The organism is Paraburkholderia sp. SIMBA_053, assembly GCF_046534895.1.
In the GTDB taxonomy this organism is placed as follows: Bacteria; Pseudomonadota; Gammaproteobacteria; order Burkholderiales; family Burkholderiaceae; genus Paraburkholderia; species Paraburkholderia caledonica.
This window is the reverse complement of record NZ_JAWRXU010000026.1, coordinates 1-23,186: the sequence shown is the minus strand read 5'-3', so window position 1 is coordinate 23,186 and position 23,186 is coordinate 1. Positions and strand designations below refer to the sequence as shown.

22 protein-coding genes are annotated in these 23,186 nt (G+C 62.5%); 7 read left to right on the top strand and 15 right to left on the bottom strand.

Annotation, left to right across the window (positions count from 1 at the left end; genetic code table 11):
* Positions 1-562 precede the first annotated feature (562 nt).
* The gene (ychF, locus tag SB753_RS34125; protein WP_020070690.1) at positions 563-1,657 is read right to left on the bottom strand and encodes a redox-regulated ATPase YchF; all 1,095 of its coding nucleotides are present in this window, start codon (positions 1,655-1,657) and stop codon (positions 563-565) included.
* Between the two features lie 257 nt (positions 1,658-1,914).
* Here ychF and SB753_RS34120 point away from each other — a divergent pair, with 257 nt between their 5' ends.
* The 4 genes from SB753_RS34120 (at position 1,915) to SB753_RS34105 (ending at position 6,626) form a co-directional block, all read left to right on the top strand.
* Positions 1,915-3,087, top strand: coding sequence for a UbiH/UbiF family hydroxylase (locus SB753_RS34120; protein ID WP_410804426.1), 1,173 nt, complete (start codon positions 1,915-1,917; stop codon positions 3,085-3,087).
* 177 nt (positions 3,088-3,264) lie between these two features.
* Positions 3,265-3,990 (top strand): DsbC family protein, encoded by a 726-nt coding sequence (locus tag SB753_RS34115; protein WP_410804424.1) that lies wholly within the window; start codon positions 3,265-3,267, stop codon positions 3,988-3,990.
* 93 nt (positions 3,991-4,083) lie between these two features.
* A complete protein-coding gene (locus SB753_RS34110; protein ID WP_410804429.1) occupies positions 4,084-5,874 on the top strand; it encodes a M61 family metallopeptidase in 1,791 nt (596 codons plus the stop codon).
* A gap of 155 nt (positions 5,875-6,029) precedes the next feature.
* Positions 6,030-6,626, top strand: a complete 597-nt coding sequence (locus tag SB753_RS34105; protein WP_310071641.1) for an FMN-dependent NADH-azoreductase — start codon at positions 6,030-6,032, stop codon at positions 6,624-6,626.
* A gap of 177 nt (positions 6,627-6,803) precedes the next feature.
* Here the strand turns inward: SB753_RS34105 and SB753_RS34100 are convergent, their stop codons facing one another.
* The 8 genes from SB753_RS34100 to rpe form a co-directional block, all read right to left on the bottom strand.
* Positions 6,804-7,646, bottom strand: coding sequence for a uracil-DNA glycosylase (locus tag SB753_RS34100; protein WP_410804421.1), 843 nt, complete (start codon positions 7,644-7,646; stop codon positions 6,804-6,806).
* 97 nt (positions 7,647-7,743) lie between these two features.
* Positions 7,744-8,370 (bottom strand): CYTH domain-containing protein, encoded by a 627-nt coding sequence (locus tag SB753_RS34095; RefSeq protein WP_410804419.1) that lies wholly within the window; start codon positions 8,368-8,370, stop codon positions 7,744-7,746.
* A 42-nt stretch (positions 8,371-8,412) separates the two neighbouring features.
* Complete coding sequence (gene trpC, locus SB753_RS34090) at positions 8,413-9,210, bottom strand: indole-3-glycerol phosphate synthase TrpC (protein WP_288829104.1); 798 nt, start codon at positions 9,208-9,210, stop codon at positions 8,413-8,415.
* A gap of 30 nt (positions 9,211-9,240) precedes the next feature.
* The gene (trpD, locus tag SB753_RS34085) at positions 9,241-10,272 is read right to left on the bottom strand and encodes an anthranilate phosphoribosyltransferase (RefSeq protein ID WP_027779424.1); all 1,032 of its coding nucleotides are present in this window, start codon (positions 10,270-10,272) and stop codon (positions 9,241-9,243) included.
* Between the two features lie 17 nt (positions 10,273-10,289).
* A complete protein-coding gene (locus SB753_RS34080; RefSeq protein WP_020070699.1) occupies positions 10,290-10,883 on the bottom strand; it encodes an aminodeoxychorismate/anthranilate synthase component II in 594 nt (197 codons plus the stop codon).
* A gap of 13 nt (positions 10,884-10,896) precedes the next feature.
* Positions 10,897-12,390, bottom strand: coding sequence for an anthranilate synthase component I (trpE, locus tag SB753_RS34075; RefSeq protein WP_020070700.1), 1,494 nt, complete (start codon positions 12,388-12,390; stop codon positions 10,897-10,899).
* Positions 12,391-12,755: 365 nt separating this feature from the next.
* On the bottom strand, positions 12,756-13,472 hold the full coding sequence (locus SB753_RS34070; protein WP_410804416.1) for a phosphoglycolate phosphatase: 717 nt from the start codon (positions 13,470-13,472) through the stop codon (positions 12,756-12,758).
* Positions 13,473-13,484: 12 nt separating this feature from the next.
* Positions 13,485-14,168: a ribulose-phosphate 3-epimerase gene (rpe, locus tag SB753_RS34065; protein WP_013340602.1), complete on the bottom strand. Its 684-nt coding sequence runs from the start codon at positions 14,166-14,168 to the stop codon at positions 13,485-13,487.
* A gap of 289 nt (positions 14,169-14,457) precedes the next feature.
* Here rpe and apaG point away from each other — a divergent pair, with 289 nt between their 5' ends.
* On the top strand, positions 14,458-14,832 hold the full coding sequence (apaG, locus tag SB753_RS34060; RefSeq protein WP_020070703.1) for a Co2+/Mg2+ efflux protein ApaG: 375 nt from the start codon (positions 14,458-14,460) through the stop codon (positions 14,830-14,832).
* Between the two features lie 68 nt (positions 14,833-14,900).
* Here the strand turns inward: apaG and SB753_RS34055 are convergent, their stop codons facing one another.
* Positions 14,901-15,062, bottom strand: a complete 162-nt coding sequence (locus SB753_RS34055) for a hypothetical protein (RefSeq protein ID WP_020070704.1) — start codon at positions 15,060-15,062, stop codon at positions 14,901-14,903.
* On the opposite strand from SB753_RS34055, the gene SB753_RS34050 reads away from it, so the two are divergent.
* Positions 14,983-16,215, top strand: coding sequence for a murein transglycosylase A (locus tag SB753_RS34050; RefSeq protein ID WP_087754935.1), 1,233 nt, complete (start codon positions 14,983-14,985; stop codon positions 16,213-16,215). The genes SB753_RS34055 and SB753_RS34050 overlap by 80 nt on opposite strands.
* Positions 16,216-16,324: 109 nt before the next feature.
* On the opposite strand, the gene paaK is transcribed toward SB753_RS34050, so the two are convergent.
* From paaK to paaN, 5 genes are all read right to left on the bottom strand, one after another.
* Positions 16,325-17,629, bottom strand: coding sequence for a phenylacetate--CoA ligase PaaK (gene paaK / locus SB753_RS34045; RefSeq protein WP_087754934.1), 1,305 nt, complete (start codon positions 17,627-17,629; stop codon positions 16,325-16,327).
* A gap of 201 nt (positions 17,630-17,830) precedes the next feature.
* Positions 17,831-18,319, bottom strand: coding sequence for a hydroxyphenylacetyl-CoA thioesterase PaaI (gene paaI / locus SB753_RS34040; RefSeq protein ID WP_410804413.1), 489 nt, complete (start codon positions 18,317-18,319; stop codon positions 17,831-17,833).
* 1 nt (position 18,320) lies between these two features.
* Positions 18,321-19,112 (bottom strand): 2-(1,2-epoxy-1,2-dihydrophenyl)acetyl-CoA isomerase PaaG, encoded by a 792-nt coding sequence (paaG, locus tag SB753_RS34035; protein ID WP_020070708.1) that lies wholly within the window; start codon positions 19,110-19,112, stop codon positions 18,321-18,323.
* 53 nt (positions 19,113-19,165) lie between these two features.
* The gene (gene pcaF, locus SB753_RS34030; RefSeq protein ID WP_020070709.1) at positions 19,166-20,368 is read right to left on the bottom strand and encodes a 3-oxoadipyl-CoA thiolase; all 1,203 of its coding nucleotides are present in this window, start codon (positions 20,366-20,368) and stop codon (positions 19,166-19,168) included.
* A gap of 121 nt (positions 20,369-20,489) precedes the next feature.
* Positions 20,490-22,190 carry a phenylacetic acid degradation protein PaaN gene (gene paaN / locus SB753_RS34025; protein WP_410804410.1) on the bottom strand — a complete coding sequence of 567 codons (1,701 nt, stop codon included), beginning with the start codon at positions 22,188-22,190 and terminating at the stop codon, positions 20,490-20,492.
* Positions 22,191-22,321: 131 nt separating this feature from the next.
* Between paaN and SB753_RS34020 the strand changes: the two genes are divergently transcribed.
* Positions 22,322-23,098, top strand: a complete 777-nt coding sequence (locus SB753_RS34020; protein ID WP_087754929.1) for an enoyl-CoA hydratase — start codon at positions 22,322-22,324, stop codon at positions 23,096-23,098.
* Positions 23,099-23,186 lie beyond the last annotated feature (88 nt).

Sequence of the window (23,186 nt, the reverse complement as noted above, 5' to 3'; positions counted from 1 at the left end):
GTCGATGGGAGTTAGCGCTTGAGCGCTTACTCCCATCCCATGCAAAGCGGTCGATGGGAGTTAGCGCTTGAGCGCTTGCTCCCATCCCATGCAAAGCGGTCGATGGGAGTTAGCGCTTGAGCGCTTGCTCCCGTCCCATGCAACGCGGTCGATAGGAAGGAGTTAGCGCTAAAGCGCCACCTCCCGTCTCAGCAATGCAGATGCGGAAAGGGCGCAATTGCGAATCGCGCGATTCTATTTGTGTTCGATGACAGTCCGGCGTCGCTTTTACTGTGACGCCGAATGCCGCAATTTAACATCGCATGTCATGAAATTGAAACATTTGCGGTTGCATCGAATACTCGGCGGGTTGGGGTGAGCCAAGGGTGACACCTGCACCCGCGCACAATCCCGGCGCGCTCAAGATCGATCGCACAGCATTGCCAGACACTTCCGAAACCCGCAAAAAAGCACAAAGCCCGCGCGAAGCGGGCTTTGACAGGCAGACGTATTACAGGCGGGAGCCGCGCGCAGCGACGCGGCCAAGTATCAGCTGTTAGGCGCTCAAGGAAAGCGCCGGGCGTTACACGTTGAACAGGAAGTTCATCACGTCGCCGTCGTGTACGACATATTCCTTGCCTTCGGCGCGCATCTTGCCGGCTTCTTTCGCGCCTTGCTCGCCCTTATAGGCGATGTAGTCGTTGAAAGAGATGGTCTGCGCGCGAATAAAGCCGCGCTCGAAGTCCGTGTGGATCGCGCCCGCAGCTTGCGGCGCCGTGTCGCCCACATGAATGGTCCATGCGCGTACTTCCTTCACGCCGGCCGTGAAGTAAGTTTGCAGGCCCAGCAGCTTGAAGCCGGCGCGAATCACGCGGTTCAGGCCCGGCTCTTCCATGCCCATGTCGGCGAGGAACACTTCCATATCGGCTTCGTCGAGGTCGGCGATTTCCGCTTCGATTGCCGCGCAAACGGCGACCACCGGCGCGTTTTCCGACGCCGCGTACTTCGTCACCGCGTCCAGATGCGGATTATTCGTGAAGCCGTCTTCCTTCACGTTCGCGACGTACATGGTCGGCTTTGCCGTGATCAGGCAGAACGGCTTGAGCGTGGCCTTTTCTTCGTCCGACAGATCGAGCGCCCGGACCGGTTTGGCCTGATCCAGTTGCGCACGCACCTTTTCCAGCACCGCGGCGTTCTTGATGGCTTCCTTGTCGTTGCCAGACTTGGCGGCCTTCGAATAACGCGCGAGCGCTTTTTCGACCGTTGCGAGGTCCGCGAGCGCCAGTTCGGTGTTGATGACCTCGATGTCCGACAGCGGATCGATCTTGTTGGCCACGTGAATCACGTTTTCGTCTTCAAAGCAGCGGACAACGTGCGTGATCGCATCGGTTTCGCGGATGTTCGCGAGGAACTGGTTGCCGAGGCCTTCGCCCTTGCTCGCGCCCGCCACCAGACCGGCGATGTCCACGAATTCGACGACGGCCGGCAGAATGCGCTCGGGTTTGACGATTTCGGCGAGCGCCTTCAGGCGCGCGTCCGGCACTTCGACAATGCCGACGTTCGGCTCGATCGTGCAGAACGGGTAATTTTCGGCGGCGATGCCCGCCTTGGTCAGCGCGTTGAACAGAGTGGACTTGCCGACGTTAGGCAAGCCGACGATGCCGCATTTGAGGCTCATGGAAATCCTTCAGTAATTCAGTAAATTGCGTGATGCGCTCGACGCTGTGTGCAGGATTCGGGAAGCCTTCGCGTTTGGCGGCAAAGGGAACGCAGCGGAGCGGGACGCGACGCCAGAGCGGGTGTTGCCTCGACGATTCTGGGCGAGTTCTGTCACGGAAAGCGCAATTGTAACCCGTTCCAATCAGCTTCTTGACGTGGCTTCAGAAAGCTGCGCGCCCGATCCGTCCCTCGCAACCCCGCAGCTATAATGCGCGGATGAACGCACACCATCAGACTTTCGATGCCGCCGTGATCGGCGGTGGGCTGGTCGGCAAGACCGCGGCGCTTGCGCTCACGCAAGGCGGATTGCGCGTCGCGCTGCTCGCGCAGCCCTGCGCGCCGCTCGCCGCCGGCGCTTCATTCGACTCGCGGGTGTACGCGTTGTCGTCGAGTTCGCAGGCGTTGCTCGAGCGCTTGCGTGTCTGGCAGGCGCTCGACTTGTCGCGGCTTGGCCCCGTCTACGACATGCGCGTCTACGGCGACGCCCACGCCGAACTGCATTTCTCCGCATTTCAGGCTTCGGTGCCGCAACTGGCGTGGATCGTCGAGTCGTCGGTGATCGAGCGCGCGCTCGATGCGGCGCTGCGCTTCCAGCCTAACCTCACGTGGATCGACAGCCGCGCGCAAGCGCTCGATTTCACCGCCGACAGCGCGAGCGTCGGTCTCGCGAACGGCAGCGTGCTCGCGGCGGATCTGCTCGTCGGCGCAGACGGCGCGCATTCATGGGTGCGCGCGCAGATCGGCTCGAAGATGAACCGGCGCGACTACCGGCAGACTGGCGTCGTCGCGAACTTCAAGGCCGAGAAACCGCACGGCGAGACCGCTTACCAATTGTTCAAGGATGGCGAGATCATCGCGCTGCTGCCGATGCCTGACGGTCACGTGTCGCTCGTGTGGTCGGCGCGCACGGAGCACGCCGAGCGGCTGATCGCGCTCGATCCGGCACAGCTCGCAGCAGAAGTGGAGCGCGTGACGGGCGGCCAGCTTGGCGGCCTCGACTGCGTGACGCCGGCACAGGGATTTCCGCTCGCGTTGCAAACTGTCGATCGCCTGGTGGCGCCGCGCGTCGCGCTGGTCGGCGACGCCGCGCATCTGATCCATCCGCTCGCCGGGCAGGGCATGAACCTCGGTCTGCGCGACGTCGCCGCGCTTGCCGATGTCGTCGCGGGCAAGGAGTCGTTTCGCGATCTCGGCGACATGGTCCTGCTGCGGCGCTACGAACGCGCGCGCCGCGAAGACATTCGTGCGCTGATGATCGCCACCGACGGTCTGCAAAAACTGTTTTCCGTGCCCGGCCCGCTGGCCAAGATCGTGCGCAATAGCGGCATGGCTTTCGTCGGTGCGCAGCCGTTCATCAAGCGCTGGCTCGTGTCGGCCGCGCTCGGCTGAAAGGCGGGCCGCATTACGGCTTCCACTCGACTCCAACCCGGCTCTAACCCGGCGCGGCATGCCGAACCGGTGAGACAGGTATCATGAACGCACAGTTGCTGCGGCCTTCCCAAGCAAAGGAGGGCAACGGCATGAACGCACAACGCGCGCAGCGCGCGATTGAATCAGGAATTCAGCATGAAACGAACCTTCCGCATGGCGACCGCCATGCTTGCGATTGCCGCTGTCACCATCGGCTGCTCCGCGCAAGCCGACCAGTCCACCGACAAACTCAAGGCCACGTTGCAAACGCGTCTCGCGGACGTGACGATCAAAAGCGTGACCAAGTCGCCGATTGCCGGCTTGTATGAAGTGAACCTCGGCAGCCAGATCGTCTACAGCGACGCCAACGGCGACTACGTGCTGCTCGGCGACATGGTCGACACGAAGACGCGCAAGAATCTGACGGAAGCGCGCCTGTCGGAAACCAGTCGGATCGACTTCGCGAGCCTGCCGTTCGCCAACGCGGTGAAGGTCGTGAAGGGCAACGGATCGCGCAAAATCGCGGTGTTCTCCGACCCGAACTGCCCGTACTGCAAGCAGCTCGAAACCACGCTGAAGTCGATCGACAACGTGACGGTTTACACGTTCCTGTACCCCGTTTTGTCGCCGGATTCGACCGCCAAGTCGAAGTCGATCTGGTGCTCGACCGATCGCGCGAAGGCGTGGGAATCGTGGATGCAAGACCATCAGGCGCCCACGGCGGCCGGGACTTGCGACACTGCCGCGATCGACAAGAATCTCGCGCTCGGACATGCGATGAACGTGGAAGGCACGCCTACCGTGTTCCTCGCCGACGGCCGCCGCCTGCCGGGCGCGGTGCCGGCCGACCGGCTCGACAAGGAAATGGCAGCGGTGCACTGACACACGCGGCACTGACCAACAGAAGGAGGCGCAAATGGCGCCTCCTTTCGCATGAAGCCCCCAACAATCAGCCAAAACCACCAATCGCCGCCGATGAAGCCGATCCGCTACAGCATCGTTCCCAAGCAACCCGCCGCTCACCTGTTCGAAGTCACCGTCACCGTTGCCGATCCCGATCCGGCCGGGCAGCGTTTCATGCTGCCGGTATGGATTCCGGGCAGCTACATGGTCCGCGAGTTCGCGCGCAACATCGTGACACTGCGCGCCTTCAACGACGCGGGCCGCAAGGTGCGTGTCGAGAAAACGGACAAGCACACGTGGCAGGCGGCGCCGGTAAAAGGCGCGCTCACGCTGCGCTACGAGGTCTATGCGTGGGATCTGTCGGTGCGCGCCGCGCATCTGGACGACACCACGGGTTTTTTCAACGGTACGAGCGTGTTCCTGGCGCCGCTCGGCCACGAGGAAGCGCAGTGCGTGGTCGATATCCAGAAACCGGAGGGCGCGGCGTATCGCAACTGGCGCGTCGCGACGGCGCTGCCGGAAGCGCGCGGCACGAAGCGTTATGGCTTCGGGGAATATCGTGCGCAGAACTACGATGAGCTGATCGATCATCCGGTCACGCTCGGCAAATTCGAATTGGCGACGTTCAACGCGCACGGTGTGCCGCACGACGTCGTGATCGCGGGGCGCGTGATCGGGCTGGACATGGCGCGGCTCAGCGCCGACCTGAAGCGCATTTGCGAAGCGCAAATCGCGCTCTTCGAGCCGAAGTCGAAGAAAGCGCCCGTGGATCGCTACGTGTTCATGACGCAAGCCGTCACCGACGGCTACGGCGGCCTCGAACACCGCGCGTCGACGGCGCTGATCTGCAATCGCGGCGATCTGCCCGTGCAAGGCCGCGACGCACTGACGGAAGGCTACCGGACCTACCTCGGCCTGTGCAGCCACGAATACTTTCACACGTGGAACGTGAAGCGGATCAAGCCGGCGGTCTTTGCGCCGTATGACCTTTCCGTCGAGAACTACACGTCGCTGTTGTGGCTGTTCGAAGGCTTCACCTCATACTACGACGACCTGATTCTCGTACGCAGCGGCCTGATTTCAGTCGACGATTATCTCGGCCTGCTCGGCAAGGTGATCGGCGGCGTGCAGCGCGGCAGCGGGCGACTGAAGCAGAGCGTCGCGGAAAGCTCGTTCGACGCCTGGGTCAAATACTACCGGCAGGACGAGAACGCGCCGAATGCCATCGTCAGCTATTACACGAAGGGCTCGCTCGTTGCGCTCGCGTTCGACCTGGCGATCCGCGCGCAGACCAGCAATCGCAAGTCGCTCGACGACGTGATGCGTCTGCTGTGGCAGCGCTTTGGCCGCGATTTTTACCGCGGCAAGCCGGTGGGCGTCGACGAACGCGAGGTCGAAGCGCTGTTTGCGGAAGCGACCGGCGTGCACCTGGGCGAGCTGTTTGCGGAAGCGGTGCATGGCACGCGCGATTTGCCGCTCGAAACACTGTTGGAACCGTTCGGCGTCACGCTCGCGCCGGAAATCGAAAAGAGCGGCAAACCGTCGCTCGGCGTGCGCGTGCGCGGCGGCGCGGACTGTACGCTGACGGCTGTCCACGAAGGCAGCGCCGCGCAGAAAGCGGGGCTCTCGGCCGGCGACGTGCTGATCGCGCTCGACGGCCTGCGCGTGACGGGCTCGAATCTGGACACACTGCTCGCACGCTATCAGCCGGGGGCGAAAGTGGAAGTTCACGCATTCCGCCGCGACGAGTTGCGCACCGCGCAGCTCAAGCTGGAAGGGCCTGAAGTGTCACGCTACAAGCTCACCGTCGCCGACCAGCGACCCGCCCCCCGCAAGGCGCGCGAGCGCTGGCTGACAAGCTGATCGTAATCCGCGCCGACGTCAATTCGCGTCGGCAGGCGGCGGATTGTTCTACCACTGCAACAATCCGTCGCTGCCGGACGGCTTTTTCCCGGATCGGTAAAAAAACACAATGGCTCCACTCGCGCAACACAGCGCGCCCCCCACTGGAGTCAACCATGACCACGATCCTGCAAATCAACTCGGCAGCCCGCTCGCAAGGCGCGAACTCGACGCTGCTCCTCAACGAGCTGACCGAAAAGCTGCAACAATCGAATCCGGGCGCGCAAGTCGTCGTCCGTAACCTGCAAGCCGAACCGCTGCCGCATCTGGACGACGCCATTCTGGGCGCGTTTTTTACGCCGGCTGATCAGCGTACCCCCGAGCAAGCCGCGATCGCCGCGCGCAGCGAAGCGCTGATCGCGGAACTGCAAGCCGCCGACATCATCGTGATCGGCGCGCCGATGTACAACTTCGGCATTTCGTCGCAACTGAAGACTTATTTCGACTTCATCGCCCGCGCCGGCATCACGTTCCGCTACACCGCGAACGGCCCCGAAGGTCTCGTGACGGGCAAGAAGGTGTACGTCGTATCCGCCCGCGGCGGCAAGTACGCGGGCACGCCGAACGATAGCCAGACGCCGTATCTGAAGAGCTTCCTTGGCTTCATCGGCATGACGGATGTCAACTTCATTTACGCCGAAGGTCTGAATATGGGCCCGGACGCAGCGGGCGCGGCACTGGCTGCGGCGCGCGAAGCGATCGCGGCTGCTTGAGCTGGCTGACGAGTTCGCGGCCCAGGTTCGCTGCCTGGTTCGCGACTTGTGGCTTGCTGCTGAGGTTCGCCAGTTAAGTCGATTGCGAGCGTTGAAAACTGAAACGCCACGGAGATAGACTCCGTGGCGTTTCAGTTTTTTGCCGCTGGTTCTGCCCCGGTTTGCAGACAGGAGCCGCTAAGCCAGCATTTGCGCTTCGTCGGGCAGGCGCCAGTCGATCGGTTCGCGGCCATGCTTCACGAGGTACTCGTTTGCCTTCGCGAAATGTCCGCAGCCGAGAAAGCCGCGATGCGCGGACAACGGCGAAGGATGGGGCGCCTCCAGCACGTAATGCGACTTGCCGCCGAGCAGCGCGCGCTTCGCCTGCGCATGTGCGCCCCACAGCATGAACACGAGACTGTCGTGACGCATCGCGAGTTCGTGAATCAGCGAGTCTGTGCATTTTTCCCAGCCGCGCTTCGCGTGGCTGGCGGCTGAGTCGCGCTCCACGGTCAGCACCGTGTTCAGCAGCAGCACGCCTTGCTTCGCCCACGTGTCGAGGCAACCGTGGCGGGGCGGTTCGTGACCGAGGCTTGCCGCAATTTCCTTGAAAATGTTTCGCAGCGACGGCGGCGTGCGCACGTTCGGCGCGACCGAAAATGCGAGCCCGTGAGCTTGCGGCGTGCCGCGATCCTCGCCGTGATACGGATCCTGGCCGAGAATCACGACCTTCACTTCATCGGGGCTCGTAAGCCGCAGCGCGCGGAACACGTCGGTGGGATAAACGGTTTTGCCGGCCGCGCGCTCACCGTCGACGAAACGGCAGAGCGGCACGTAGGCATCGCTTTCAATGAAAGACTTCAGGTGCGCTCGCCATTCGGCCGGTAGCGCGGCGAACTGCTCTTCGAGCGTGAGCGGCGTGCCGGCTGCTTGCTGGGATTGCGGCTGCGGCTCGGCGGAAATAGTGCCGGCCGGCGCCGCGGCGTCGCCGAATAACGATGCTTGTGACGGCGCGGAGCGGGGGCGGGATGCAGTAGTCATGGCGCAGAAGTGTCGCAGCAAACGCGGTGTGACTCAAGCCGAGGCGGCGGCGCGCACTGTAAGCGGCGATAACGCGCGGCGATGACGCAACCCGCGCTCAGCCCGCGCGCAATTGATAGCCGCGCTGCGCCTTGCTGATGTTTTCGGGCGCGAGGCCGGCGATCTGCTTGCCGAGTTCGCTCGAAAGCGCGTGCAGCGCGGCTTCGTCGCCGGACTTCAGTTCGAGTTCGATTTCCGAAATAGGCGCGCGACGCAGTTCGCCGTTCACTTCGGCCAGCACGTTGCCCTGGTCGATTGCGGCTTCCACCTCGGAGCCGTCGACGCTCACTTGCCATAGCGTGCGTGTGAAGTCTGTGCGAAACAGTTCGATCAGTTCCGGCGCAGCTTCGCGCAACGCTTGCGCGGCGGCTGGCTCGTCGCACTCGCGCAGCAATGCGTCAATTTCGAGCGCTTCGCCCGCGACTGGCATTTCCCATTCGTGACGGCTGTGCAAGCCGTTTGCCGCACTGCCTACCGTCTTGAACGTCTGCAGCCAGCCGTCGGGTGTATGGCGCAGGCGTAACGCGCTCTTTGAGGTTGCCAGCGTGAGTTGCGGCGTGTCGAAGTAGATATTCGACAGCTTGATCGCGCGGCCCTCGTTGCCAGTGCGCGCGACGAACCACTGCCCGGCCGCTTTCACTTGCGCGGCAGGCAGCAGCAACTTGATCTCGCGTTCCATGGCCATGTCGTGCTCCGCTGTGTGTGCGTTACATGAGCTGCGGTGTGCTCACGCCGCGCCCGGGAAAAACATGCGAGCAAGCTCCACGCCCGGTTCTTCCGCGCGCATGAATGCCTCGCCGACGAGGAACGTGTTCACGTCCATCGCGCGCAGCCTTTCGACATCGACGCGCGACAGAATGCCCGATTCCGTTACCACGATGCGGTCGTCGGGAATCGCTTCGAGCATGCCGATGGTGTTTTCGATCGACGTCTCGAAAGTGCGCAGATTGCGATTGTTGACGCCGATCAGCGGCGTTTTCAGCGTGAGCGCCTGCATCAGCTCGTCGCTGTCATGCACTTCGACGAGCACCGCGAGGCCGAGCGAATGCGCAAGCGCTTCGAGGTCCTGCATCTCAGAAGTTTCCAGCGCGGCGGCGATCAATAGAATCGCGTCGGCGCCCATCGCGCGTGCTTCGACAATCTGGTACGGATCGACGATGAAGTCTTTGCGCAGCACCGGCAACTGGCACGCGGCGCGCGCCTGCTCCAGATACGCGACGCTGCCCTGAAAGAACTGCACGTCGGTCAATACCGACAGACAGGCCGCGCCGTGAGTTTCATACGAACGCGCGATTTGCGCAGGGACGAAGTTCTCGCGCAGAACGCCTTTGGACGGGCTCGCTTTCTTCACCTCGGCGATCACTGCGGCGAGACCGGCCGCATGTTTTGCGCGCAGAGCGCCGACGAAATCGCGAATATCGCGCGACGACGCTTCGAGGCGCAGCTCTTCGAGCGGCGCGCTTTGTTCAGCGGCGCGGACTTCTTCGCGTTTGACCGCGATGATACGGTCGAGGATGTCGCTCATATGAATCTCGCTACGTTGGTTGCTGCGTGATTAGTGCTTGAATTGCTGCGTGAAGCGGATCAGTTCGTCGACTTTTGCGCGAGCCTTGCCGCTGGCGATGGCTTCGCGCGCAAGCTCGATGCCGTTCGCGATGGACGACGCCACGTTCGCCGAGTACAGCGCCGTGCCCGCGTTCAGCGTAACGATCTCGCGTGCGACGCCCGGTTTGTTGTCGAGCGCTTCGAGCAGCATTGCTTTCGATTCCGTGGCGTCCGCCACTTTCAGCGTTCGATTCGACACCATCTGCATGCCGAAGTCTTCCGGATGAATCTCGTACTCGCGCACTTCGCCGTCACGCAATTCGCCGACTTGCGTGGCCGCGCCGAGCGACACTTCGTCCATGCCGTCCATACCGTACACCACGAGCACGTGCTTTGCGCCGAGGCGCTGCATCACGCGAACCTGAATGCCGACCAGGTCCGCATGGAACACGCCCATCAGCTGATTCGGCGCGCCGGCCGGATTCGTCAGCGGACCCAGAATGTTGAAGATGGTCCGCACGCCGAGTTCACGGCGCACCGGCGCGATGTTTTTCATGGCCGGGTGATGATTCGGCGCGAACATGAAACCCATGCCGGTTTCAGCAATCGACGCCGCGACTTGTTCCGGCTGCAGGTCGATATTCACGCCGAGTGCTTCGAGCACATCTGCGCTGCCCGACTTGCTCGACACGCCGCGATTGCCGTGCTTCGCGACTTTCGCGCCGGCTGCGGCGGACACGAACATTGTCGCCGTCGAGATATTGAAGGTATGCGAACCGTCTCCGCCGGTGCCGACGATATCGACGAAGTTCGAGTTGTCCTGCACCTCCACGTGCCGGGCAAATTCACGCATCACCGTGGCGGCGGCGGTGATTTCGCCGATGGTCTCTTTTTTGACGCGCAAGCCTGTAATGATCGCAGCCGCCATGACGGGCGAAAGTTCGCCGCGCATGATGAGCCGCATCAGATGCAGCATTTCGTCGTGGAAAATCTCGCGGTGCTCGATGGTCCGTTGCAGCGCTTCTTGCGGCGTGATTGTCATGATGTTATCTCGCTTCATCAGGCGGTGCGTTGGGCCGGCTTCGCTTTTGACTGCTTCACGAAGTTTTCGAGCAGCGCGTGGCCGTGTTCGGAAAGAATCGATTCCGGATGGAACTGCACGCCTTCGACGGCCAGTTCCTTATGACGCACGCCCATGATCTCGCCGTCTTCGGTCCATGCCGACACTTCGAGACAGTCCGGCAGCGATTCGCGTTCGATAGCAAGCGAGTGATAGCGGGTCACGACGAAATGCTTCGGCAAATCCGCGAACACCCCTTTGCAATCGGTCTCGATCGTGCTGACCTTGCCGTGCATGATGGTTTGAGCGCGCACGACGCGGCCGCCGAACGCTTCGCCGATCGCCTGATGGCCGAGGCACACGCCGAGAATCGGCGTCTTGCCGGAAAACTCGCGCAGCACGTCCAGCGTGATGCCGGCATGTTGCGGATTGCTCGGGCCGGGCGACAGGCAGATGCGCTCAGGGTTGAGCTTCGCGATTTCGTCCAGCGTGATTTCGTCGTTCCGATAGGTGCGCACGTCTTCGCCGAGTTCGCCGAAGTACTGCACCAGGTTGTAAGTGAACGAGTCGTAGTTGTCGATCATGAGCAGCATGGTGTGTCTCCGGTCAGAAGTCGCTATCGAGGCCGTCTTGAACCTGTTCCGCCGCGCGCAACACGGCGCGCGCCTTGTTCTCGGTCTCTTGCCATTCGGATTCCGGCACCGAATCCGCGACGACACCCGCCGCCGCCTGCACATACAGATTGCCGTTCGCGATCACGCCGGTGCGAATTGTGATCGCCAGATCCATTTCGCCGGTGAACGACAGGTAGCCGACTGCGCCGCCGTAGAGGCCGCGCTTCACGGGTTCGAGTTCGTCGATCAATTCCATCGCGCGGACTTTCGGCGCGCCCGACAGCGTGCCGGCCGGGAAAGTGGCGCGGAGCACGTCGAAATTAGTCGTGCCGGGCTTCAGCTTGCCTTCAACCGAACTCACGATGTGCTGCACGTGCGAGTACTTTTCGATCACCATCTTGTCGGTGACGACCACCGAGCCGATCTGCGCGATGCGGCCCACGTCGTTGCGCGCGAGGTCGATCAGCATGACGTGCTCGGCGATTTCCTTCGGGTCGTTCAGCAGTTCAGTGGCGAGTTCGGCGTCGCGTTCGGGTGTGTTGCCGCGCGGACGCGTGCCGGCGAGCGGACGAATCGTGACGATACGATCTTCGCCGCGCTTTTCCTGACGCACGAGAATTTCCGGCGACGCACCCACCACGTGGAAGTCACCGAAATTGTAGTAGTACATGTACGGCGACGGATTGAGCGAACGCAGCGCGCGATACAGCGACAGCGGGTTGTCGCGATAGGGCTTCGTCAGACGTTGGCCAACCTGCACCTGCATCAGTTCACCGGCGGCGATGTATTCCTTCGCCTTGCGCACGGCGGCGAGATAGTCGTCTTTCGCAAACTCGCGGTACGTCTCGGTGCGCACGCTCGCCGAAGTGACCGGCGGCTCGACCGTTGCGCGCAAACGCTGACGCAGTTCGCGCAGACGCTGCTTTGCCTTCGTGTAAGCCTCAGGCTGCGTCGGGTCGGCGTAGATCACGAGGTACAGCTTGCCCGCGAGGTTGTCGATCACCGCGACTTCCTCGGTCAGCAATAACTGGATGTCCGGCAGATTCAGATCGTCTTTCGGCGCGCTATGCGCGAGCTTTTTCTCGATGTAGCGCACCGCGTCGTAGCCGAAATAGCCCGCAAGGCCGCCGGCGAAACGCGGCAAGCCCGGCCGCTGCGCGACCTTGAAACGGCTTTGAAACTGCTGGATGAACTCGAGCGGATCGCCCTCGTGCGTTTCGACGACCTTGCCGTCGCGTACGACTTCCGACACGCCGTTACGCGTGCGCAGCAGCGTGCGCGCCGGCAGTCCGATGAACGAATAGCGGCCAAAGCGCTCGCCACCCACTACCGACTCTAGCAGGAACGAGTTAGCGCCGTTGCGCTCGGGTTGCGCGAGCTTCAGATACAGCGAGAGCGGCGTTTCGAGGTCGGCGAGCGCTTCGGCGATCAGCGGAATACGGTTGAAGCCCTCGTTGGCGAGGGACTGGAATTCGAGTTCGGTCATGTTCCGATCCTGTACGTAGGTCCGGCGGCAGCGTGCGTCGGACAAAGCGGGGCATTGCGCGGCCGGTCAGGCGTTCGTGCGTTTTTTCGATGATGAACCGACCGGCGCGATTTTCCCATCGACGCGAGCACGGAGCTCCAGCCACGCACGTACTTTGTAGGTACACGCAGGCGGAATCAGCCGATGCAGCGAAACTAGACGATGGAAAAACGCGTGAGCGCAGCGAAGTAAAAAACGGTTGCCGAAGACGAGCTTCAGCGTACCTCAGGCGAGGTTAGCGCGACCAGCGACGCCAGGGCCAGGCTCCCCGGTCGATGCTAATCAGACTCCGTTTTTTATTCAGAAACATGAGGATGAAGGACTTTTCAAGTCGTGGATTGGTGCGCTGCGATCGCCTTGGCGGCGTCCAGCAGCGAGGCAACTATACCATCGGATTTTATTGTTTGTATAGCTTGCCCATGGTTGTAGCCATAGGGCACGGTGAGCGTTGCCATGCCTGCCGCGCGGCCCGCCAGCGCGTCGTTTTCCGAATCGCCGATGGCAACCGTGGCGCGCGGTTCCACTCCGAGTTGCGCGGCGGCGGTGAGCATGGGCAGCGGGTCCGGCTTCTTTTTCGGCAGACTGTCGCCGCCGAGCACGACGCTGAAATATTGTGCGAGCCCATATTGCTGCAGCAGTTCGAGCGCGAAGCGATGCGGCTTGTTGGTCACGCACGCCAGCTTCAGACCGGCGTCGCGCAGCGCGACGAGGCCGACTTCCACATCTGGATAAAGGCGTGTGTGCAGGCCGTTGATCTTCGCGTACTCGGCCTGATAAATGGCGAGCGCTTCGTCAAAACGGTCCTGCGCGTGCTCTGCTTCGAAGCGCGGCGCGAGCACGCTGCGGATCAGATGCTCGGAGCCTTTGCCGACATAGCCGACCACTTCTTCACGCGACGTTTCGACTGCGTCGAGTTGCGCGAGCATGCCGTTCAGGCCGGCGGTGAAGTCGTCGGCGGTGTCGACCATCGTGCCGTCCAGGTCGATGATCGCGGCTTGCAGGCGCGGGCCGTTGAAAGTCGGGGCAGGGAACGAAGCGGTCATGTGGCGCGAGTGTCAGTGCTGAATGTTGGCGAGCGCGGCGCGCATCTTGTCGATCACGACCTTGTGATCCGGTTGGCCGAAAATGGCCGAGCCAGCCACGAAGGTATCCGCGCCGGCCGCCGCGATTTCGGCGATGTTGTCCACTTTCACGCCGCCGTCCACTTCCAGATGAATCTCGCGACCGGTGCGCTCCTTGTACGCGTCGATACGCTTGCGCGCTTCGCGAAGCTTGTTCAGCGCTTCCGGAATGAACGACTGGCCGCCGAATCCCGGGTTGACCGACATGATCAGCACGAGGTCGAGCTTGTCCATTACGTGATCGAGGTAATTCAGCGAAGTGGCGGGGTTGAACACGAGGCCCGCCTTGCAGCCGTGGTCGCGAATCAGCGACAACGTGCGGTCGATGTGGTCCGAGCCTTCCGGGTGGAAGCTGATCAGATTCGCGCCCGCTTTCGCGAAGTCCGGCACGATGCGGTCGACGGGACGCACCATCAGGTGCACGTCGATAGGCACGTCGACGTGCGGACGGATCGCCTCGCACACGAGCGGACCGATGGTCAGATTCGGCACGTAGTGGTTGTCCATCACGTCGAAATGAATCCAGTCGGCGCCGGCGGCGACGACGTTGCGCACTTCTTCCCCGAGGCGGGCGAAGTCGGCGGACAGAATGCTGGGAGCGATTCGGAATTGCGTCATGGCGGCGGGCGGATGCGAGCGGGAAAGCGTCATTTTACCGTGTTGCGCTGCGCACGCGCGAAGCGGCGGGCGGGCGCCGGAACGACGCGCGGCGCAGCCTCGGGCTTGGGCCGCGAGGATGGCAAAACGCCTTAAGCGTCCCTGGCCAAAGGATATGTCCGGTTGCGGGCGTGTCGCGCATGACGCAGAATGCCAAACCATGGCGCTGCGTCGCCAATGGCCTCTTAAGCCATTGGCACTCGGGCTTTCCAGCGATTTTGTCGCCCCGTTTCACCAGATTGGAATCAGGATGAGCCAGTACGAATTCAGCGTGTCGGCGCAGGTGCAATTCCTGCCCGAAGAGTCGGACCCGGAGCGCCGCCAGTATGCGTTCGCCTATACGCTGACCATCCGCAACACCGGTCAGGTGCCTGCACAATTGATCGCGCGGCATTGGGTGATCACGGACAGCGACAAGACCGTGCAGGAAGTGAAGGGTTTGGGCGTGGTCGGGCACCAGCCGTTGCTGAAACCCGGCGAACAGTTCGAATATACGAGTTGGGCGGTCATTGCGACGCCGGTCGGCACGATGCGCGGGGAGTATTTCTGCGTGGCCGAAGACGGCGAGCGTTTCGACGCGCCGGTGCCGGAGTTCATTCTGCGCATGCCACGCACATTGCATTGAACCGTGAGCGCGGTTCACGGTCTTTAACGGTTCTATGCGCGCCGTGGAATGCGTGAATCGGAGCCGCTTCAGCGCGGTTCTTGCGGCTTCTGTGTTTCCTTGCTGCTGGCGCGCGCCGCTTTCTTTTTACCAGACGACGTCCACACAACGATGAACACGAGCAGGAACAGCGCGAGAAGCGATTCCAGCGCGAAGATGAGCATCGGGTATTCGTCGAACAGATCAGACATGGCGGTTTCCATTAAGAACGAACATTGTAGGCGTTTTGTCCGCGCGACCGGAGCCTGGCTCAGCGCGCTTTCAGTGGCGGCGATTCTCGCCGCTTGCGGTGGCGGCGGTGCGGTTCGCCCTGTGGTTTCGCCGCCCACGGGCGCGGCGATCATTCCTGGCCAGATCTCGGCGACGCGGCTCACGCCGGTGGCGTGGCAGCAGGTTCCCGGCTGGCAGGACGATTCGCTGATCGGCGCCACAGCGGCTTTGCGGCAGAACTGCGTGAGGCTTGCGCGCCAGGCGAACTGGGCGCGGGCATGTGCTGCGGCGGCGCAACTCGACGATCTCGACGCCACCAGCGCCCGCGCATTCTTTGAAGCGTATTTCACACCCTTTCAGCTAGCGAATACCGACGGCACGCTCGACGGACTCGTCACCGGTTACTACGAGCCGTTGCTGCGCGGCTCGCGCACGCGCCACGGCGTGTATCAGACGGCGCTTTATCGTTGGCCTTCCAGCTATCGTCCTGGCGCGGCGATGCCGCCGCGGGCGCAGCTCGAACGCATGGGCGTGCTCAACGGCAATGAACTCGTGTGGGTGGACGACCCGATCGAAGCGTTCTTCCTGCAAGTCCAGGGCTCCGGGCGCATCGTGATGGAAGATGGCAGCGTGATGCGCCTCGGTTTTGGCGGCACCAACAACCAGCCGTATAAATCCATCGGACGGTGGCTCCTGGATCGCGGCGAACTCACGCCCGCGCAGGCCACCATGCAAGGCATCAAGGCATGGGCGCGCGCGAACCCGAGTCGGGTCGATGCGCTGCTCGATACGAACCCGCGTTTCGTGTTTTTCCGCGAGATGCCGTCGGCAGAGGGTGTGTCCAAAGCCGGCGCCGATGGTCCTATCGGCGCTTTGGGTGTGCCGCTGACGCCGGAGCGCTCGATTGCCGTCGATCCGACCTCGATCCCACTTGGGACACCGGTGTTTTTGCAGACCACGCGCCCGCTGACGAACTCGCCGATGAACCGTCTCGTGTTTGCGCAGGACACCGGCTCCGCGATCAAGGGCGGAGTGCGCGCAGACTACTTCTGGGGCCTCGGCGACGACGCCGGCGATCTCGCCGGCAAAATGAAGCAGGGTGGCCGGATGTGGTTGCTGCTGCCGAATTCCTGATCTGGACTTCGGCGCGCGAAGCCTTTGCCGGAGGTGGCTGTCGCGCGGCGGTCCGGCTTGACCGCCGCTCCTGGCGCGGCGCAGCTTCGTGCGATTCCCGAGGCTCTGCTTACAACCCCGATTTGCGCTTATCGACTACCCGGCGCGCCTTGCCCACCGAGCGTTCAATTCCGTTCACCGCAAGCACATTCACCACAGCGCTGACGCCGATCAGCGCTTTGATGTCGTAGGCCAGCGCCTGCTTGGCCGTGTTCAACACAGACGTGTCCGGCGCCGTTTCTGGACAAGGCTCCACGTTCAGCGTCAAAACGTCGAGCGGGCCTTCCCTGGTGAGTACGATCTGATAGTGAGGCGCGAGCGCGTGCTGCTTGAGCAGCAGCTCCTCGATCTGCGTGGGAAACACGTTGACCCCGCGCACGATCATCATGTCGTCTGAGCGGCCGGTGATCTTTTCCATACGACGCATGGTGCGCGCGCTGCCCGGCAAGAGACGCGTGAGGTCGCGCGTCCGGTAACGGATGATCGGCAACGCTTCTTTGGTCAGAGACGTGAACACCAGTTCGCCCAGTTCGCCGTCCGGAAGCACCTCGCCCGTTTCGGGATCGATGATTTCTGGGTAGAAGTGATCTTCCCAGATGGTCGGGCCGTCTTTTGTCTCGACGCATTCCGACGCCACGCCGGGGCCCATCACTTCCGACAAGCCGTAAATGTCGACAGCGTCGATCCCCATGCGCTTCTCGATTGCGTGACGCATGTCGTTCGTCCACGGCTCCGCACCGAATATGCCTATGCGCAGCGAACAACTGGCCGGGTCGACGCCCTGGCGTTCGAGTTCGTCGGCGATCGAGAGCATGTAGCTCGGCGTCACCATGATGATGTCGGGCCGGAAGTCCTGGATCAGTTGCACCTGTTTTTCAGTCTGACCGCCGCCAAACGGGATGACGGTGAGGCCTGCGCGCTCTGCGCCGTAATGGGCGCCGAGGCCGCCCGTGAACAGGCCGTATCCATAGCTCACGTGAACTTTATCGCCGGGTTTGGCGCCCGCGGCGCGGATTGAACGCGCTACCAGATTCGCCCACGTGTCGATATCGCGCGCGGTGTAACCCACCACGGTGGGCTTGCCGGTCGTGCCCGACGAAGCATGAATGCGTGAAATTCGGTCTTGCGGCACAGCGAACATTCCGAACGGATAGCTGTCACGCAAATCTTTTTTCGTCGTGAATGGGAAGCGGGCGAGATCCGCAAGCGTGGTCAGTTCGCTCGGGTGGATGCCAGCTTCGTCGAACTTGCGACGATAGACCGGCGAGTTTTCATAAGCGTGGTTCAGCGACCATTTGAGCCGTTCAAGTTGAAGCGCGCATAGCTCGTCGCGGCTGGCGGTCTCGATGGGGTCGAGGGGAAGGGCGGTGGTCATCGAATGTCTCCTTGCTGCTTCAATGCTCAGGTCTGGTATGCGTTGCGCTCGCGCGCGAAACTGGGTGCGGCGTTCGCCGACTGCCGCCTCTGCGGGGGCTCGGTTGCCGGTGTCACCGCTCAATGGCGCTTTGGACTGGCGACTCTTGCGAGGAGCGTCTTGCGTGCACCTCGTTGCCGGTCATGCCAACACTCGTGCGTCTTAGTCCGGCGACGCCCCTGCCGTGCCGGATGCTATCGGCGGGATCACATTGCCTTTGATCTGCGCCGATTTGCCGCGAAACATCGCGACTGTATCGCCCGCACGATTGGTTACTCGAATATCGTAAATGCCCGTGCGGCCGCTCAATGTCTGCTCGACCGCCTCTGCGGTGAGCACGTCGCCACCATGCACGGGTCGCAGAAATTCGATCGAGCATCCTGACGCGACGGTGTTCAGGTTGTACGAGTTGCAGGCGAACGCAAAGGTCGAATCGGCGAGCGTAAATATCAGGCCGCCATGGCAGATTTGATGACCGTTCAGGAAGTCCTCCCGTACGGCCATGCGCAAACGCGCGTAGCCGGCGCGCACTTCCATGATTTCGAGACCGAGCGCGCGGCTGCACGCATCGTTTTCGTACATCGCGGCGGCGGTTGCGCGGGCGAGTTCGTCGGGTGTCATTTCGGCGGGATACAAAGGTTGCGTCGACATATCAGCGGCCCTCGAAACGCGGTGCGCGTTTTTCGACGAAGGCTTGCACGCCCTCTGCATAGTCGTGCGAGGCACCCAGTTCGCGTTGCAGATCGCGTTCGAGATCCAGTTGCTGATCGAGCGTCTGAGTTGCGCCGGCGCGCATGGCCTGCTTGATCGCGGCGATGGCGCGCGTGGGTTGCTGCGCGAGTTGCGCCGCCAGTTTGGCTGCGGTGGCCGCCAGTTCCTGATCGTCCACCGTTTGCCAGATAAGTCCCCAGCTTTCGGCTTTTTCGGCGCTGAGTTTGTCGCCGGTAATGGCGAGTCCTAATGCGCGTGCCATGCCGACACGCTGTGGCAAGAACCAGGTGCCGCCCGAATCCGGCACGAGGCCGATCTTCACGAATGCCTGGATGAAACTGGCCGAACGAGCCGCGAGCACGATGTCGCAAGCGAGCGCAAGGTTTGCGCCGGCGCCCGCAGCTGTCCCGTTGACTGCCGCTATGACGGGCAACGGCAACGCTTGCAGTCGGCGGATCAAAGGGTTGAAGTGCAAGTCGATCAATTCGCCCAGATCGGTCATCGCGCCGGGCGTGAAGTCGAGGTCAGCGAGGTCTTGCCCTGCGCAGAATCCGCGCCCCGCGCCGGTCAGAACGAGAGCGCGGGCACCTGAGGTTTCGACCTCGTTGAGCGCCGCGTTCAACTCCTGATGCATCGCGCGCGTGAAGCTGTTCAGCTTGTCCGGGCGGTTCAGCGTGATGGTTGCTACGCGGCTCGCTGCGTCGATGTCGAGGCCGATCGCTTCATATGCCATTGGGTGTCTCCTCAAAGTCTCTTTTTGCCAGGCTGCAGCGCTTACGTAAGAAGTCAAAGCCGTTCGATTACGAGCGCGATGCCCTGGCCGACGCCGATGCACATCGTGCAAAGCGCAAATCGGCCGTTGCTGCGTTCCAACTGATGGAGCGCGGTCGTGACAAGGCGTGCGCCCGATGCACCGAGCGGATGGCCGAGCGCAATTGCTCCGCCGTTGGGATTGACGCGCGGGTCGTCGTCGCGCAGGCCGAGCATGCGCAGAACCGCGAGGCCTTGCGACGCGAACGCCTCGTTCAACTCGATCACGTCCAGCTGATCGAGCGTCATGCCCAGTTGCCTGAGCAGCTTTTGCGTGGCAGGTGCCGGCCCAATGCCCATGATTCGCGGTTCGACCCCCGCCGTTGCCATGCCCACCACGCGTGCGCGACGGCGCAGGCCATATTGGTCGGCCGCCTGTTGACTGGCAATGAGGAGTGCGCAAGCGCCGTCGTTCACTCCCGACGCATTGCCTGCGGTTACGGTGCCGTCGGGGCGGACTACGCCCTTGAGCTTGGCCAGGCTTTCGAGCGATGTTTCGCGCGGATGTTCGTCGAGCGTCACACGAATCGCATCGCCCTTTTTCTGCGCGATTTCCACGCCGACGATCTCCTGTGCCAGCGTACCGTCGCGTTGCGCGCGGGCAGCCTTTTGCTGGCTGACCAACGCGAATGCGTCCTGATCGGCGCGGCTGATTCCAAACTGCTCAGCCACGTTCTCCGCGGTCTCGGGCATTGAATCGACGCCGTACTGACGTTTCATTAGCGGATTGACGAAACGCCAGCCAATCGTCGTGTCGTGGATTTCCGCTTGCCGCGCGAATGCGCTCGCCGCCTTGCCCATGACGAACGGCGCGCGAGTCATGCTTTCGACTCCGCCGGCGATCATCAACTGCGCTTCACCTGCCTTGATTGCGCGTGCGGCTGTTCCGACGGCGTCCATGCCGGAGCCGCACAGCCGGTTTATCGTCGCGCCGGGCGCGTCTGCCGGCAGTCCCGCGAGCAGCGCCGACATGCGAGCGACGTTGCGGTTGTCTTCGCCGGCCTGATTGGCGCAGCCGTAGATCACGTCGTCGACGGCACGCCAGTCCACGCCGGGATTACGCTCGATCAATGCCTTGATCGGCACGGCGCCGAGGTCGTCGGCCCGGACATCTTTCAGGGCGCCGCCGTAGCGGCCGATGGGAGTGCGAATCGCGTCGCAGATATAGGCGTCGTTCATAAGGTTCCTGCTAGGAAGACCGGCGCGCGGGCCGATCCGATGTCTCATGTTAGTTGGCGCGCACGGCGTGGTCCATTCGGCCAAACGGCATAGGACACGCCGTGCGTTTGTCTTATGACGTTCAGCCAGCTACCGCTGGCGCGGCTTTCGGTTCAACATGAACGCGGCTCTGAATTACACGGAAGCGATTCGCGACGAAGGCCGCATCGGCGAGAGCGGCATTTGCAGCCGGATTGGCGCCGGTGCCATGAAAGTCAGAGAAGGCGGCCGACTGATTGACGAATACACCGCCCGTCAAATTGATCGATAGCGCGACACCGCCGCGGATCGATGCCTCGTGTGCCTGGTCGAGCACGGCTTCGTCGGTGCTGTAGACGGACAGGGTGAGTGCGCCGTGCTCGGCTGCGATGGTGCCGGCGAGATCGAGGGAATGAGCGGTCGAGTCGGTGGCGATAACGAACGATATCGGGCCGAACCATTCCTTGGTGAACTGCTCGCCGTCGGTTGCAGCGTCGAGTTGCAGCACGAGCGGAGTGCGCACGCGGGCACCGGCGAAAGCCGGGTGCTCGAGCGCTTGGCTTTCGACCAGCACGCGACCGAGCGTGGCGGCTTCGTCAACGCGCTGGGCGACGCCTTCGTTCTGAATGGCGCCCAGCAGTTCCACGGCACGGGCCGGGTCGGCAACCAGTTTCTGCACGGCGCCGGCAATGGCCTGAGCGACTTCGTCGAAGCTGAGCGTGCCGTCCGCAGTCCGGATGCCGTCGCGCGGCACGTAGATGTTTTGCGGCGCGGTGCACATCTGGCCGGAATAGAGCGCGAGCGAGAAGGCAATGTTGCGAGCAACGGCTTTGATGTCGTCGGCCGAATCGATCACGATCTGATTCACGCCGGCTTTCTCGGTGTAGACCTGCGCCTGATGCGCATTGCGTTCGAGCCACGTGCCGTTTTGCGTGCTGCCGGTGAAATCGATCAGTTTGATTTCCGGGCGCACGGCGAGGCTCTGGACGATCGCGCCGTCGTTCGGTTCAGTTGCTAGCAGCGTGACGACGTTTGGATCGAAGCCGGCTTCGCGTAGAACGTCCCGCGCAATTCGCACGGTCACGGCGAGCGGCAGAATTGCGCCGGGATGTGGTTTGACGATCACGGCGTTGCCGGTTGCGAGGTCGGCGAACAGACCCGGATAGCCGTTCCACGTCGGGAAGGTGCAGCAGCCGAGAACGAGCGCGGTGCCTCGCGGTACGATCGTGTAGCGCTTCTGCATGGCGAGTGGAGGGTTCTTGCCTTGCGGTTTTTCCCAGTGGGCGTCGGCGGGGATGCGGCGCAATTGGTCCCAGGCGTACACGACGGCTTCGAGCGCCCGGTCCTGCGCGTGCGGACCCCCGGCCTGGAAGGCCATCATGAAGGCCTGGCCGGTTGTGTGCATCACGCTATAGCCGATCTCGAAGCTGGCTCGATTCAAGCGCGCGAGAATTTCGAGCGATACGCCGATCGAGGCTTGGGGGCCTGCAGCGCGCCAGTCGCGTTGGGCGTCCGCAGCGGCCGCCAGCAGCGCGTCTGGATCCGATTTAGGGTATCGAATGCCGAGCGGAAATCCGAACGGTGATACTTCGGCGCCAACGGTTTCTCCGGTCGACGGTTGGTCCAACTCGAACGTGGCGTTCAGATGCGCTTTGAACGCGGCTTCGCCGTCCGCGTTGGCTGTTTCCCCGTACACTTTCGGGCTGGGCATCTCAACGAAAGGGCTCCAGTAACCGCGCGTTTCGACCGCGGCGAGCGCCTTTTGCAGCGTGTCTTCGTGCTTGGTGAATAACGGATGTGTCATGGCAGAGGGCTTGGTGTACGTTGGGGAAAAGCCTGTCTAATAATTGACCGACCGGTTGGTTGGGGAATGTTAGCATTATTAAGATGGCTGCGCGAAGCGTTTTCGCGCTCGATTAACCACTAGGAGGCGGCATGGTTTACGAGAACATTCTGGTCGAAACGCGCGGGCGGGTCGGCCTCGTCACGTTGAATCGCCCTAAAGCGCTGAATGCTTTGAATGATGCTTTGATGGACGAGCTCGGAGCGGCACTGCGCGAGTTCGATGCAGACGACGCGATTGGCGCGATCGTGCTGACGGGCAGCGAAAAGGCGTTTGCGGCGGGCGCCGACATCGGGATGATGTCGACATACTCCTATATGGACGTCTACAAGGGCGACTACATCACGCGCAACTGGGAGACGGTTCGCTCCATTCGTAAGCCGATCATTGCAGCGGTGGCGGGATTTGCATTGGGCGGCGGCTGCGAACTGGCGATGATGTGCGACATGATCTTCGCCGCCGACACGGCGAAGTTCGGCCAGCCGGAAATCAAATTAGGAATCATGCCGGGTGCCGGCGGCACGCAGCGCCTGCCGCGCGCGGTCTCAAAGGCTAAAGCAATGGACCTGTGCCTGACGGCGCGTTTTATGGACGCCGCTGAAGCAGAGCGCGCCGGATTGGTATCCCGCGTGATTCCCGCCGCGTCTTTGATTGACGAGTCGATCGCCGCGGCCGCGACTATCGCGGAGTTTCCGCTGCCGGCGGTCATGATGGTGAAGGAGTCGGTCAATCGCGCGTACGAAACGACGCTTGCCGAAGGTGTGCATTTCGAGCGTCGCCTCTTCCATTCGCTCTTTGCCACGGAAGATCAAAAAGAGGGGATGGCGGCGTTCGTCGAAAAGCGCAAACCGGTTTTCAAGCACCGTTAATACGCTTGTCAAAATAACGCTTGCAAGGTGCTGGCCGGCTCGCTAGAATCTCGCTCTTTCGTGCTCCGGACGCCGGGGCACGGGAAGC